At 67.2% G+C, this 13,103-nt stretch carries 13 protein-coding genes; all 13 read left to right on the forward strand.

What is annotated here, in order from left to right; genetic code table 11:
- Positions 1-5 precede the first annotated feature (5 nt).
- The 13 genes from HU772_RS11800 to HU772_RS11860 all read left to right on the forward strand — a co-directional run bounded on the left by HU772_RS11800 (position 6) and on the right by HU772_RS11860 (position 13,075).
- On the forward strand, positions 6-380 hold the full coding sequence (locus HU772_RS11800; protein ID WP_186657962.1) for a type II secretion system protein: 375 nt from the start codon (positions 6-8) through the stop codon (positions 378-380).
- A complete protein-coding gene (locus HU772_RS11805) occupies positions 355-876 on the forward strand; it encodes a type II secretion system protein (protein WP_186657964.1) in 522 nt (173 codons plus the stop codon). The genes HU772_RS11800 and HU772_RS11805 overlap by 26 nt, the downstream gene beginning before the upstream one ends.
- Positions 873-1,268, forward strand: coding sequence for a curli production assembly/transport protein CsgE (gene csgE / locus HU772_RS11810; RefSeq protein ID WP_186657972.1), 396 nt, complete (start codon positions 873-875; stop codon positions 1,266-1,268). The genes HU772_RS11805 and csgE overlap by 4 nt, the downstream gene beginning before the upstream one ends.
- Positions 1,265-1,684, forward strand: a complete 420-nt coding sequence (locus tag HU772_RS11815; protein WP_186657975.1) for a curli assembly protein CsgF — start codon at positions 1,265-1,267, stop codon at positions 1,682-1,684. The genes csgE and HU772_RS11815 overlap by 4 nt, the downstream gene beginning before the upstream one ends.
- Before the next feature lie 33 nt (positions 1,685-1,717).
- Complete coding sequence (locus HU772_RS11820) at positions 1,718-2,560, forward strand: CsgG/HfaB family protein (protein WP_186657977.1); 843 nt, start codon at positions 1,718-1,720, stop codon at positions 2,558-2,560.
- Positions 2,561-3,711: 1,151 nt separating this feature from the next.
- Positions 3,712-5,286, forward strand: coding sequence for a malate dehydrogenase (quinone) (gene mqo / locus HU772_RS11825; RefSeq protein WP_186662548.1), 1,575 nt, complete (start codon positions 3,712-3,714; stop codon positions 5,284-5,286).
- 200 nt (positions 5,287-5,486) lie between these two features.
- Positions 5,487-6,083, forward strand: coding sequence for a transposase (locus HU772_RS25265; RefSeq protein WP_186662547.1), 597 nt, complete (start codon positions 5,487-5,489; stop codon positions 6,081-6,083).
- 80 nt (positions 6,084-6,163) lie between these two features.
- A complete protein-coding gene (locus HU772_RS11835) occupies positions 6,164-7,711 on the forward strand; it encodes a ShlB/FhaC/HecB family hemolysin secretion/activation protein (protein ID WP_437182436.1) in 1,548 nt (515 codons plus the stop codon).
- A gap of 40 nt (positions 7,712-7,751) precedes the next feature.
- A complete protein-coding gene (locus HU772_RS11840; protein ID WP_186662545.1) occupies positions 7,752-9,557 on the forward strand; it encodes a DUF2341 domain-containing protein in 1,806 nt (601 codons plus the stop codon).
- Between the two features lie 10 nt (positions 9,558-9,567).
- Positions 9,568-9,993 (forward strand): ExbD/TolR family protein, encoded by a 426-nt coding sequence (locus tag HU772_RS11845; protein ID WP_011534002.1) that lies wholly within the window; start codon positions 9,568-9,570, stop codon positions 9,991-9,993.
- A gap of 8 nt (positions 9,994-10,001) precedes the next feature.
- The gene (locus HU772_RS11850; protein WP_186662544.1) at positions 10,002-10,676 is read left to right on the forward strand and encodes a TonB family protein; all 675 of its coding nucleotides are present in this window, start codon (positions 10,002-10,004) and stop codon (positions 10,674-10,676) included.
- Positions 10,677-10,714: 38 nt separating this feature from the next.
- A complete protein-coding gene (locus HU772_RS11855) occupies positions 10,715-12,412 on the forward strand; it encodes a putative porin (protein WP_186662543.1) in 1,698 nt (565 codons plus the stop codon).
- Between the two features lie 15 nt (positions 12,413-12,427).
- Entirely contained in the window at positions 12,428-13,075 is a 648-nt protein-coding gene (locus tag HU772_RS11860) for a DNA repair protein (RefSeq protein ID WP_186662542.1), read from the forward strand.
- The last annotated feature ends 28 nt before the right edge of the window (positions 13,076-13,103 follow it).

Raw genomic sequence — 13,103 nt, forward strand, 5'->3', positions numbered from 1 at the left:
CGGCGATGAAAGCAAGCAAGGGCTTCACCCTCATCGAACTGCTGGTGGTCATGGCCATCATCGCCACCTTGATGACCATTGCCCTGCCACGTTATTTCAACAGCCTCGAGGCCTCCCGCGAGGCCACCCTGCGCCAAAGCCTGGCGGTGCTACGCGAGGCCCTGGACCACTACTACGGCGATACCGGCCGCTACCCCGACTCCCTCGACCAGCTGGTGGAACAGCGCTACCTGCGCAACGCGCCACTGGACCCGATCACCGAGCGTCGCGATGCCTGGCAGCTGGTGCCGCCGCCTGACGGCGTGGCCGGTGGGGTCGCCGATATCAAGAGCGGTGCCACAGGGAGGGCGCGTGATGGCAGCCTTTTCGCCGAATGGTGAGCGCGGCTTCACCTACCTGGGCGTGCTGCTGCTGATCGCGGTCAGCAGCGTAGCCCTGGCTGCCAGCGGCACCCTGTGGCAAACCTGCGTGCAGCGCGAGCACGAGCGCCAGTTGCTGTGGGTCGGCGGCCAGTACGCGCAGGCGCTGCGCAGCTTCTACCGGGCATCGCCAGGCTTGGCGCAGTACCCTCAGGAGCTTGCCGAGCTGCTCGAGGACAACCGCTTCCCGTCGCCGCAACGGCATATCCGCCGCTTGTACCCCGATCCTGTGACCGGCAGTGACGACTGGGGCCTGCTGCGCGCGGTCGATGGGCGCATCACCGGGGTGTACAGCCGTTCCGAGGCGACGCCGCTCAAGCGCAGCGGCTTCGATGCCCAGTGGAACGGCTTCGAAGGCCTGGAGCACTACAGCGACTGGCAGTTCGTCGCCGAGCAGGCCTTCGCCGAGAGCGCCAGCGGCGCGCGCAGCCATGCAGGCATGGGAGACGCGCCATGAAGCGCCTGGCCGGCCTGGTCTGCCTGTGCCTGGCCCTGGCGCAGTCACCGGCGCATGCCGGCGACGAGGACGAGATGATGGGTTTCATCGTCGACAACACCATCTCGCACATCGGCCACGACTTCTATTACGCCTTCAGCGACCGGCTGCGCGCCACCAGCCGGCTCGATTTCAACCTGGTGGTGCGCGAACGCCCGGATGCCCGTTGGGGCAGCCTGGTGACGGTGGAGTACGAACGCGAGGTGGTGTACCGGCGCTTTTTGCCGCCCAACACCACGCAACTCACCGACGAGGCCAACGAGGCCGCCGACCTGGTCCGCCAGCAGATCATCCAGCGCAAATTGCAACGGCTGCTGCAGGACACAACCGATCTGGAGAGGGACGAGCTATGAGCCACCACAAACCCCTGCGTGTCGCCGCCTGCCTGCTGGCCGCGGGCCTCGGTTGCCAGGCCCTGGCCACGGAACTGGTGTACACCCCAGTCAACCCGGCCTTCGGTGGCAACCCGCTCAACGGTACCTGGTTGCTGAACAACGCCCAGGCGCAGAACGACTATGACGATCCCGACCTCAAGGACCGCAGTTCGGCGTTCGCCGGCACCACGGCCCTGGAGCGTTTCAGCAACCAGCTCGAGTCGCGGCTGTTGGGGCAGTTGCTGGACAACATCGGCAATGGCAAGGGCGGCAGCATGGCCACCGATGCCTTTCTCATCGACGTGATCGACGACTCCGGCGCCTTGAGCATCCGCGTTACCGATCGCGCCACCGGACAAGTCTCGGTCATCGACGTGAGCGGCCTGAACCCCTGAGAGGGACGGCATTTTTTACGGGGAGAGAACACCATGAAACGCCTGCTGAGCACACTGCTGATCCTCGCCGCCCTGCAAGGCTGTGGCCTGCGCGAGCCGATGCCCGCCGAACAGGACTCGGAAACCCCGACCCTGACACCCCGGGCCTCGACCTACTACGACCTGATCAACATGCCCAGGCCCCGCGGTCGGCTGATGGCGGTGGTGTATGGCTTCCGCGACCAGACCGGGCAGTACAAGCCGACCCCGGCCAGCTCGTTCTCCACCAGCGTCACCCAGGGCGCGGCGAGCATGCTGATGGACGCGCTCAATGCCAGTGGCTGGTTCGTGGTGCTGGAGCGCGAAGGCCTGCAGAACCTGTTGACCGAGCGCAAGATCATCCGCGCCTCGCAGAAGAAGCCCGACGTGGCCGAGAACATCCAGGCTGAACTGCCGCCGTTGCAGGCCGCCAACCTGATGCTCGAAGGCGGCATCATCGCCTACGACACCAACGTGCGCAGCGGCGGCGAGGGCGCGCGCTACCTGGGTATCGACCTGTCTCGCGAGTATCGGGTCGACCAGGTGACGGTCAACCTGCGGGCGGTGGACGTGCGCACCGGGCAGGTGCTGGCCAACGTGATGACCAGCAAGACCATCTACTCGGTGGGGCGCAGTGCCGGGGTGTTCAAGTTCATCGAGTTCAAGAAGCTGCTTGAGGCCGAAGTCGGCTACACCACCAACGAGCCGGCGCAGTTGTGCGTGTTGTCGGCGATTGAGGCAGCGGTGGGGCATCTGCTGGCCCAGGGCATCGAACGGCGCCTGTGGCAAGTCGCCGGCGAGGGCGCGGGGGACAAGGCGGTGCTGGACAAGTATCTGAGCCAGTACCAGCAGCCTTAGGCCAAGAGCCGAGCGGTGCCTGGCACCGGCTGCGCCGGTGTTCGCGGCTGAAGCCGCTCCCACAGGGACCGCGCCGACCTCGGGGCATGCCCCACACCTGTGGGAGCGGGCTTGCCCGCGAAGCAAGCGACGCGGTGCCTGGCACCGGCTGCGCCGGTGTTCGCGGCTAAAGCCGCTCCCACAGGGACCGCGCCGACCTCGGGGCATGCCCCACACCTGTGGGAGCGGGTTTACCCGCGAAGCAAGCGACGCGGTGCCTGGCACCGGCTGCGCCGGTGTTCGCGGCTGAAGCCGCTCCCACAGGGACCGCGCCGACCTCGGGGCATGCCCCACACCTGTGGGAGCGGGCTTGCCCGCGAAGCAAGCGACGCGGTGCCTGGCACCGGCTGCGCCGGTGTTCGCGGCTGAAGCCGCTCCCACAGGGACCGCGCCGACCTCAGGGCATGCACCACACCTGTGGGAGCGGGTTTACCCGCGAAGCAAGCGACGCGGTGCCTGGCACCGGCTGCGCCGGTGTTCGCGGCTAAAGCCGCTCCCACAGGGACCGCGCCGACCTCGGGGCATGCCCCACACCTGTGGGAGCGGGTTTACCCGCGAAGCAAGCGACGCGGTGCCTGGCACCGGCTGCGCCGGTGTTCGCGGCTAAAGCCGCTCCCACAGGGACCGCGCCGGCCTCAGGGCATGCCCCACACCTGTGGGAGCGGGTTTACCCGCGAAGCAAGCGACGCGGTGCCTGGCACCGGCTGCGCCGGTGTTCGCGGCTAAAGCCGCTCCCACAGGGACCGCGCCGGCCTCAGGGCATGCCCCACACCTGTGGGAGCGGGTTTACCCGCGAAGCAAGCGACGCGGTGCCTGGCACCGGCTGCGCCGGTGTTCGCGGCTAAAGCCGCTCCCACAGGGACCGCGCCGGCCTCAGGGCATGCCCCACACCTGTGGGAGCGGGCTTGCCCGCGAAGCAAGCGACGCGGTGCCTGGCACCGGCTGCGCCGGTGTTCGCGGCTAAAGCCGCTCCCACAGGGACCGCGCCGACCTCAGGGCATGGCGAACCGCCGCGAAGCAAGCACCTGGCGCCATCAGCGAATTGCCCGAGCGTTTCACTCAGCTACGCTTGAACCCAGGCAATTACCCGCACAGGCGCAGATGGAGAGCACATGAACATCACCAACAAAGGCAAATGGGCCCTGGCCGGCCTGGCCCTGGCCGTGGGGTTGCACGCCCAGGCCGCGGATAACAAGCGGGTGGACGTGCTGCTGGTGGGCGGCGGCATCATGAGTTCCACCCTGGCGGTGTGGCTCAACGAACTGGAACCAGGCTGGTCGATGCAGATGGTCGAGCGCCTGGACAAGGTCGCCGAGGAAAGCTCCAACGGCTGGAATAACGCAGGCACCGGCCACTCGGCGCTGGCCGAGCTCAACTACACGCCGGAAAAGGACGGCAAGATCGACATCAGCAAGGCGGTGGAGATCAACGAGTCGTTCCAGATCACCCGGCAGTTCCTGGCCTGGCAGGTCAAGCAGGGCGTGCTGAACAACCCGCGCTCGTTCATCAACACCACGCCGCACATGAGCTTCGTCTGGGGCGACGACAACATCAGCTTCCTCAAGCGCCGCTACCAGGCGTTGCAGGCCAGTCCGCTGTTCAAGCCGATGCAGTACTCCGAAGACCCGGCACAGATCGCCAAATGGGTGCCGCTGATGATGCAGGGGCGCGACCCCAAGCAGAAGCTCGCGGTCACCTGGACGCCCATCGGCACCGACGTCAACTTCGGCGAGATCACCCGCCAGTACGTGGGCTACCTGCAGACCCGGCCGAACTTCGACCTCAAGCTTTCCAGCGAGGTACAGGACATCACCCGCAACGACGACGGCAGCTGGCACGTCGAGTACAAGAACCTCAAGGACGGCAGCACCGCGACCACCGATGCCAAGTTCCTGTTCATCGGCGCCGGCGGCGCGGCGCTGCCCTTGCTGCAAAAATCCGGCATCGACGAGGCCAAGGACTACGCGGGCTTCCCGGTGGGGGGCTCGTTCCTGGTCACCGACAACCCGGCCATCGCCCAGCGGCACATGGCCAAGGCCTACGGCATCGCCGCCACCGGCGCGCCACCAATGTCGGTGCCGCACCTGGACACCCGGGTGCTCGACGGCAAGCGCATGATCCTGTTCGGGCCGTTCGCCACCTTTTCCACCAAGTTCCTCAAGGAAGGTTCTTTGTTCGACCTGTTCGCCAGCATGTCGGTGCACAACAGCTGGCCAATGGTGCGGGTCGGGCTGCGCGAGTTCGACCTGGTGCAGTACCTGATCGGCCAGGTATTGCAGTCCGATGACGACCGCTTCGCCGCCCTGCAGACTTACTTCCCCGAGGCGAAGAAGGAAGACTGGCGCCTGTGGCAGGCCGGCCAGCGGGTGCAGATCATCAAGAAGGACGACAACCTCGGCGGGGTGCTGAAACTCGGTACCGAAATCGTCACCGCCAAGGACGGCAGCATCGCCGGCCTGCTCGGCGCCTCGCCGGGCGCCTCGACCGCGCCGCCGATCATGCTCGACCTGCTGAACAAGGTGTTCAAGGACAAGGTGGCCACGCCTGAGTGGCAGGCGAAGATCCGGCAGATCATCCCGTCCTACGGTATTCGCCTGAACGAGCACCCGGACAAGGTGCAGGCAGAGTGGGACTACACCAACGAAGTGCTGCAGCTGGCGCCAGCCAGCGCGGTGGCCGCACCCTGAAGGCCCGTGCGCTCACGCCCGCCGCGCGGTGGGCGTGAGCGTTGCGTCGCGCCAGCGCAAGACCCCGGCGAGCGCCGGTCATCCTCCCCTGATGAACCTTTCATGACAAACCTTCGGTAGCAAAGCGCCATCCCCGTCAAAGCGATGAACACGCAAAGGGCGTCCGGCCATCAGGCCCGACACAGCGTAGGAGCGGGGCGATGGGATCTATGGAACGCTACACGAAAGTGGGAATGCAGGAGCTCGACCAACGCCTGGCGAAGATCGTCGAGGCCGCGCGCAAGCAGCCGGTCTCGGTGTATCGCTACGGCGCGCCGTGGGTCTGGATCGTTTCCCAGGAAGACTGGCAGGGCGCCCTGCGCGAGGTCGCCAGCTGCGTGCCGCCCGGGCACTCGCTGGCGCTGCTCAAGCCGCGCATCGAGGCGCTGCTGGCCGAGCACCGTGGCGCACTGGCGCTGCTGGCCGAACAACAGGGCATGATCATCGCCCCGCATACCCTGATGCACGTGCTGCTGCTGCAGCTGCTGTATTCGGTGCCCAGCGAGAAGCAGCTCTACGAACAGCTCACCTACAACCTGTTGTTCCGCTGGTTCACCGGCCTGGAACTGAAGTCGCGGGTGTGGAACTTCAGCCTGTTCAGCCATGACCTCGGCGTGCTGCTGGCCAGCCCCATGGCCGTGTCGTTGCTGCAGCGCATGGTCGACGAAGTGCTCGGCGCCAGCCTGCAGGCGATGCCCGAGTTCAGCCTCAACCTGGGCCTGCTGCACAGCTGGCTGGCCCGCCACGACAACCACTAGAAACCAAACGAATTCCTGGCGCTCAAGGGGGCGGTGTGGAGCATTTCTTCTTCAAGCGATGCGGCGTCGGCGCAGGGGTACTGCTGTGCCTGCTGTCGACCACGGTGGCCGCTGACGAACCGACGGACAGGCCAGAACGGCGGGTCGAAATCAATGAATACGTGGTGCGTGGCAACACCGTGCTCGACGCCCAGGCCATCGAGGAGGCGGTGTATCCGTACCTCGGCCCGGACAGGACCCTGGCCGACCTCGAGGGCGCCCGCGAGGCCTTGCAGAAAAGCTACCAGGCCCGCGGCTACCAGTCGGTGTTCGTCGAACTGCCGGAGCAGAAGGTCGAGGGCGGTGTGGTCTACCTGAATGTGACCGAGACCAAGGTCGGCCGGGTGCGGGTGGTCGGCGCCAAGCATTACTCGCCGGTGGAGATCCGTGAGCAGGTGCCGGCGCTGGAGGAGGGCAAGGTGCCCGACTTCGCCCAGGTCCAGGATGAGCTGGCCAGCCTCAATCGCACCCCGGGCCGCCAGGTCATGCCGCTGGTGCGCGAGGGCCAGCGGCCCGGCACCATGGATGTCGACCTGCAAGTCGAAGACAAGCAGCCCTGGAGCCTGAGCTTGGGCCTGAACAACGACCACAGCGCCGACACCGAGAAGCTGCGCAGCGTGGTCAGCCTGGGCTACAACAACCTCTGGCAGGCCGGGCACAGCGTGTCGCTGACCTGGTTCACCGCCCCCGAGGACCGCGACAACGCCGAAGTCTGGTCCGGCTCTTACGCGCTGCCGTTGAATGCGCGCTGGTCGTTGCAGTTCTCCGGCTACCAGTCCGACAGCGACGTGGCCACCGTCGGTGGCACCAACGTGCTGGGCAAGGGCCATTCCTATGGCGTCTCGGCCATCTACAACCTGCCGGGCGTCGGTGCCTGGGCCCATGCCTTGTCGCTGGGCGTCGACTTCAAGGATTTCGACGAACAGGTCGCCCTGGGCGGCAGCCGCGACAAGGTGCCGTTGAAGTACGCGCCGATCACCCTGGGCTACAACGGCTACCGCTTCACCGAGCAGGACCAGCTGAGCCTGGGCCTGAGCCTGGTGGCCGGCACCCGCAGCCTGTTCGGCTACGGCAGCGACGATGCGGCGTTCGACTACAAGCGCTACCGCGCCGACTCCAGCTTTGCCCTGGTCAAGGGCGATGGCAGCTACACATTCGATGTCGCCGGCAACTGGCAGAGCGCGACCAAGCTGGCCTTCCAGTTGGCCTCGGGCCCGCTGGTGTCCAACGAGCAGTTCGCCGCCGGCGGCGCCACCTCGGTGCGCGGCTACCTGGCCGCCGAGCGCACCGGCGACGACGGCGTGCTGTTCTCCCAGGAACTGCGCACCCCCTCCATCGGCCGTTACGTCGGCAGCTACATCAGCGACTGGCGCTTCTACTTGTTCGCCGAAGGCGCGCACCTGCGCCTGCAGGACGCACTGCCCGAACAGGATGACAGCTACAGCCTGGCCAGTGTCGGCCTCGGCACTCGCGCCAGCGTCAACGACTGGCTGTCCGGCAGCCTCGACTGGGCCGTGCCGCTCAAGGACGGCGCCAACACCGACAAGCACGACCCGCGCCTGCACTTCAGTGTGCAGGCGACCTTCTGAACCTTCGACCTACCCACCGGCATCGACCTGGAGACCTCCCATGCAACGCCTGATATTGACCCTGCTGCTGTGCCTGGGCTTCGCCCTGCCGGGCAGCGCCAGCGCCTGGTGGCAGGACGACTGGATGTACCGCAAGCAGATCGCCGTGGACACCACGCCCCAGGGCGCCGGCCTGACCCAGGCGCTGGGCCGCACCGCGCTTCTGGTGCGCCTGCACACCGGCAACTTCAGCTTCGACGGGGTCAGCGAGACCGGCGCCGACCTGCGCTTCGTCAGCGCCGACGACAAGACCGTGCTCAACCACCATGTCGAGCAGTTCGACCCGTTGATGGGCATCGCGCTGATCTGGGTCGACCTGCCGCGCATCGAGGCCGGCCAGCGCCAGGACCTGTGGATGTACTACGGCAACCCCAAGGCCCAGGCCCCCAACGGCCAGCCGAGCTTCGATGCCGACTACACCGCGCTCTACCATTTCGACGGCGCCACGGCGCGGGATGCCAGCCCCTACAACAACCTGTTGCAAGGGCCGACGGTCAGTGTCGATGGCGTGATCGGCCGGGCCATCCAGCTCGGCGGCCAGGCCCTGCAACTGCCGGCCAGCGCCTCGCTGCAACTGCCCGCCGGCGGCGCCTTCACCTTCAGCGCCTGGCTGCGCCAAGACCAGGCGCAGGGTGAACAATTGCTCATGGCCCGCCGCGAGGCCGGCCACCACCTGCTGCTGGGCCTGGCCCAGGGCGTGCCCTTCGTCGAGGTCGATGGCCAGCGGGGTACTGCCAACCAGGCACTGGCCGCCGGGCAATGGCAACACCTGGCGCTGGTGGGCGAGGGCGGCAACCTGACCCTGCTGGTCGAAGGCCAGCCGGTGGCACGCCTGGCCGCCAGCCTCGCGGCCTTCACTGGCGCAATCGGCATCGGTGGTGACCTACCACCGGCCGAGGGCGAGGCGGCGAGCCACTTCGCGCCCTTTGTCGGTGCCTTGGACGAGCTGCGTGTTTCCCGCGTCGCCCGCACCCAGACCAGCCTGCAAGCCGACGTGCTGGCCCAGGGCGCCGAGTCGCGGCTGGTGGTGTACGGCGTCGACGAGGAGCAGTCGGGCTTCGGCTTCGGTGGCCTGGGCTTCCTGCTCAAGGCCGTGCCGGTGGATGCCTGGGTGATCATCGCCATCCTGGTGCTGATGATGGTGCAGTCGTGGGTGATCATGCTGCGCAAGCAACGCACCCTGAACCGCGTCACTGGCGCCAACGCGCAGTTCCGCGCGCGCTTCGCCACGGTCGGCACGCAACTGGAACAGTTCGCCGACGATCATGCCTTGCAGGAGCGCTTGCGCGACTCGTCGCTGTGGCGTCTGTACCAGGTGGCCGTGCAGGAAATCCGCACCCGCCGCGCCCAGGGCGCCGATACCACCGCGGTGTCGGCCGCCACCATCGAGGCGATCCGCTGCTCCATGGACGGCGTGCGCACCCGTGAGAACCAGGCGCTGTCGGCACAGCTGTCGAGCCTGTCCAACGCCATTGCCGGTGGCCCGTACATCGGCCTGCTCGGCACCGTGCTGGGGATCATGGTGGTGTTCCTCGGCACCGCCATGGCCGGCGATGTGAACATCAATGCCATCGCCCCGGGCATGGCCGCCGCGCTGCTGGCCACGGCCATGGGCCTGTTCGTCGCGATCCCCGCGCTGTTCGGCTACAACCGCCTGACCACGCGCAATCGCGAAGTCAGCGCCGACATGCGGGTATTCGTCGACGAGTTCATCACCCGCCTGGCCGAGCTGCACGGCGAGGGCCAGGCCGGCGAAGCCGCGCCGCCGATCACCGCGCGTGGCTTCAGCCCGCCGGTTCCGGCGTGAGGGCGCAGCCATGGCATCCGTGAACAACGCCCATGACGACGACGCCGACGCTGCGGTGGACAGCATCAACATCACCCCGTTGGTGGATGTGCTGATGGTGGTGCTGGTGATGTTCATCCTCACTGCCACCGCGCAGGTATCGGGGATCCAGGTGCAGCTGCCCAAGGCCAGCGCCTCGGTGTCGCTGGCCCAGCCCAAGACCAAGGCGATCTCGATCAACGATGCCGGCCAGGTGTTTCTCGACGCCTACCCGGTGACGTTGCAGGAGCTGGAAGACCGCCTGCGCAGTGAAAAGGCGCGCAACCCGGACTTCCCGCTGATCGTGCGCGGCGACGCCGGGGTGCAGTACCAGAAGGTGGTCGAAGTGCTCGACCTGCTGCGCCGCCTCGAACTGGCCCAGGTCGGGCTGGTCACCGGCAAGCCGAACCAAGGGTGAGGGCAGGCATGGAACCTAGAGCCAACCTTCGCCGGCTGCTGACCTGGGCCGTACTCGCCGTGGCCGGCGCCGGCCTGGCCTGGCTGCTGTGGCAGTGGGCCAATGACATGGCCGGGGTGCGCCGCGAGGCGCCCAAGGTGCCGGCGATCATCCCATTGCCACCGCCGCCGCCACCGCCGCCGCCCGAACCACCGAAAGAGCCCGAGCCGCCGGTGGAAGAAAAGAGCGTCGAGCCGCAACCGGTACCGGAAGCCGAAGAGGTCAAGCCCGCCGAACAGGCGCCGGACCCGGCCCAGGACCTGGCCGACCCGATGCAGATGGACGGCGACGCCCAGGCCGGCGGCGACAGCTTCAACATCGGCGCCGGCAAGGGCGGCGGCATGGCCGGTGGTGGCGGCGGTGGCCTGGGCAGCGGCACCTACAGCCAGTACCTGGCCTATGCCTTCCAGCGCCTGCTGCGCGACAACCCCGAGCTGCGCAACCTGGTGTTCAACCTGCAGGCCGAAATCTGGCTCAGCGCCGCAGGCGAGATCACCCGGGTCGAGCTGCTGCGCGGCAGCGGTGAACCCGAGGTCGACGCTCAGGTGCTCGCCGCCCTGCGCGCCGCCCGCGCCCTCGACCAGCGTCCACCGGCCAGCCTCACCTTGCCGGTGAAAGTCGCCTTGCAGGGGCGCCGGCCATGAACCACGCAGCACCACAGACCAACAGGAGTTGCACACCCATGAAGTGCCCAGTGAACCGATTGACCCTGGCGCTCGGCCTGCTGGCCGCCGCCACCGCGGTCGGTCCGGCCGTCGCCCACGCTTCGCCGTCGGAGAACGCCACCGTCAACCTGATCCGCCTGCTGGTGGAGCAGGGCGTGCTCAAGCAGGACAAGGCCGATGCCTTGATCGCCCAGGCCGAGCGCGAAGCCAAGGAGGCCCGCGCCGCCAGCAGCGCGCCGATCGTCGCCCAGGCCCCGGCGGCCAATGGCGAGGTCCGGGTGCAGTATGTGCCGGCCATCGTCCGCCAGCAGATCCGCGACGAGATCAAGGCCGAGGTGCTGAGCACCGCCAAGCAGGAGCACTGGGCCGCGCCCAACACCTTCCCTGATTGGGCCTCGCGCATCAGCTTCGACGGCGACCTGCGCCTGCGCGGTGAATCGCGCTCGTACGCCGACAGCAACAGCAACGAGATCGTCGATTTCGCCAAGCTCAACGACAAGGGCCCGTACGACGTCAACCCCAACAGCAGCTCGAGCCTGCCGCCGCTGCTCAACACCCGCGAGGACCGCGACAGCATCCTGCGCCTGCGCGCGCGTTTCGGCCTCAAGGCGCAACTGGCCGAAAACTGGGTGGCTGGCATCCGTATCGCCACCGGCTCCAACAACAACCCGGTGTCGACCACCCAGAACCTCGGCGGTGGCTTTGCCAAGAAGGACCTCTGGCTCGACCAGGGCTATGTCAGCTGGAGCCCGAGCGAGCGCCTGACCCTGAGCGGGGGGCGCATCGCCAACCCGTTCATGTCCACCGATATCCTTTACTCCCACGACCTCAACTTCGATGGCCTGGCGGCAATCTTCGACCAGCCGGTGAACCGCGACCTCAGCCTGTTCGGCACCGTCGGCGCGTTCCCCGTGCAGTACAGCGACGACAACGCCACCAGCAACGGTTTCGACAAGCAGGACAGCGACAACAAATGGCTGTATGGCGCCCAGCTCGGCGCCAAGTGGGCGATCAACGATCACAACCGCCTCAAGGGCGCGGCGGCCTACTACCGCTTCGACGATATCGTCGGCGAACGCTCCAGCCCTTGCGCGCCCTGGGATGGCCAGCCCGGCTGCGACAGCGACGAGACCCGCCCGACCTTCATGCAGAAGGGCAACACCCTGTTCCTGCTGCGCGATATCACGCCGAACCCGGCCAACCCGGCGGCCACGCCGCAGCCGCAGTTCGTCGGCATCGCCTCGGAATTCGAGCTGCTCGACCTGAACCTGGTCTGGGACAGCGACCTGCCGCATGACTTCAAGCTGCGCAGCCAGGCCAACTACATCCACAACCTGGCCTACGATGCCGGCGAGATGCGCAAGCGCTCGGCCGGCCAGTTGGCCAACAATGTCGACGAGAACGGCAATATCAAGAGCGGCAGCGACGCCTGGATGGTCCAGTTCACCCTGGGCAATGCCCTGGACATGCGCAAGGCCGGCGACTGGAACCTGTTCGCCGGCTACAAGCGCATCGAGCCCGATGCCTTGCCGGACGGCTTCAACGACTCCAGCTTCCATCTGGGCGGGACCAACGCCAAGGGTTATTTCCTCGGTGGCAACTACGGCCTGGCCAACAACGTCTACGCTACAGCCCGTTGGCTGAGCAGCGAAGTGGTCTACGGCGCGCCGTTTGATATCGATGTGCTACAACTTGAAGTCAACACGCGTTTCTAGGGAAGGAGCACGGGCATGAACAAGGGAGCTTACCGCCATTGCTGTACCTGGCTGATGCTGGCCCTGGGCGCGAGCCTGGCGGCCTCGGCGTCGGCCGATACCCTCGAGGAACGCCTGCGCGCCCAGCTGCGCGGCACCACCCAGCAACTGCAGGCCCTGCAGAGCGAACAGGCTCAGGCCAGCGCGGCGCGCCAGGCCGCCGAACAGCAGCGCGACGCCGCGCTGGGCCAGGTGCGCGAGCTCACCGCGCAACTGGCCAAGGCCCGCGGCCACAGCGAGCAACTGGCCGGGCAGCAGCAGGCCGTGCACAGCCAGGCCCAGGCCCTGGTGGCCAGCAGCAATGAACAACTGCACAAGTACAAGCAGGCCTATGACGAACTGCTGGGCATGGCGCGCGCCAAGGAAAGCGAACGCGCCGCCTTGCAGGCACAACTGGCCGAGCGCGACGGCCAGGTGCAGCAGTGCCAGGCCCGCAACCAGCAAATGTACGGGGCGGCCAAGGAGATGCTGGCCGCCTTCGAAAAGGTCGATATCGCCGATGTGGTGAAGATGCGCCAGCCGTTCGCCGGCGGCGCCCGGGTTCGTTTCGAGGAACTGGCCCAGGCCTATGGCGACCGACTCTACGAAAGCCAGTTCGACGCCCCCAAGGGCGCGACCCAGTGACGATTTCTCAACGCAAGGAAGTAAGCAC

Origin of the sequence: Pseudomonas xantholysinigenes (assembly GCF_014268885.2) — a bacterium.
In the GTDB taxonomy this organism is placed as follows: domain Bacteria; phylum Pseudomonadota; class Gammaproteobacteria; order Pseudomonadales; family Pseudomonadaceae; genus Aquipseudomonas; species Aquipseudomonas xantholysinigenes.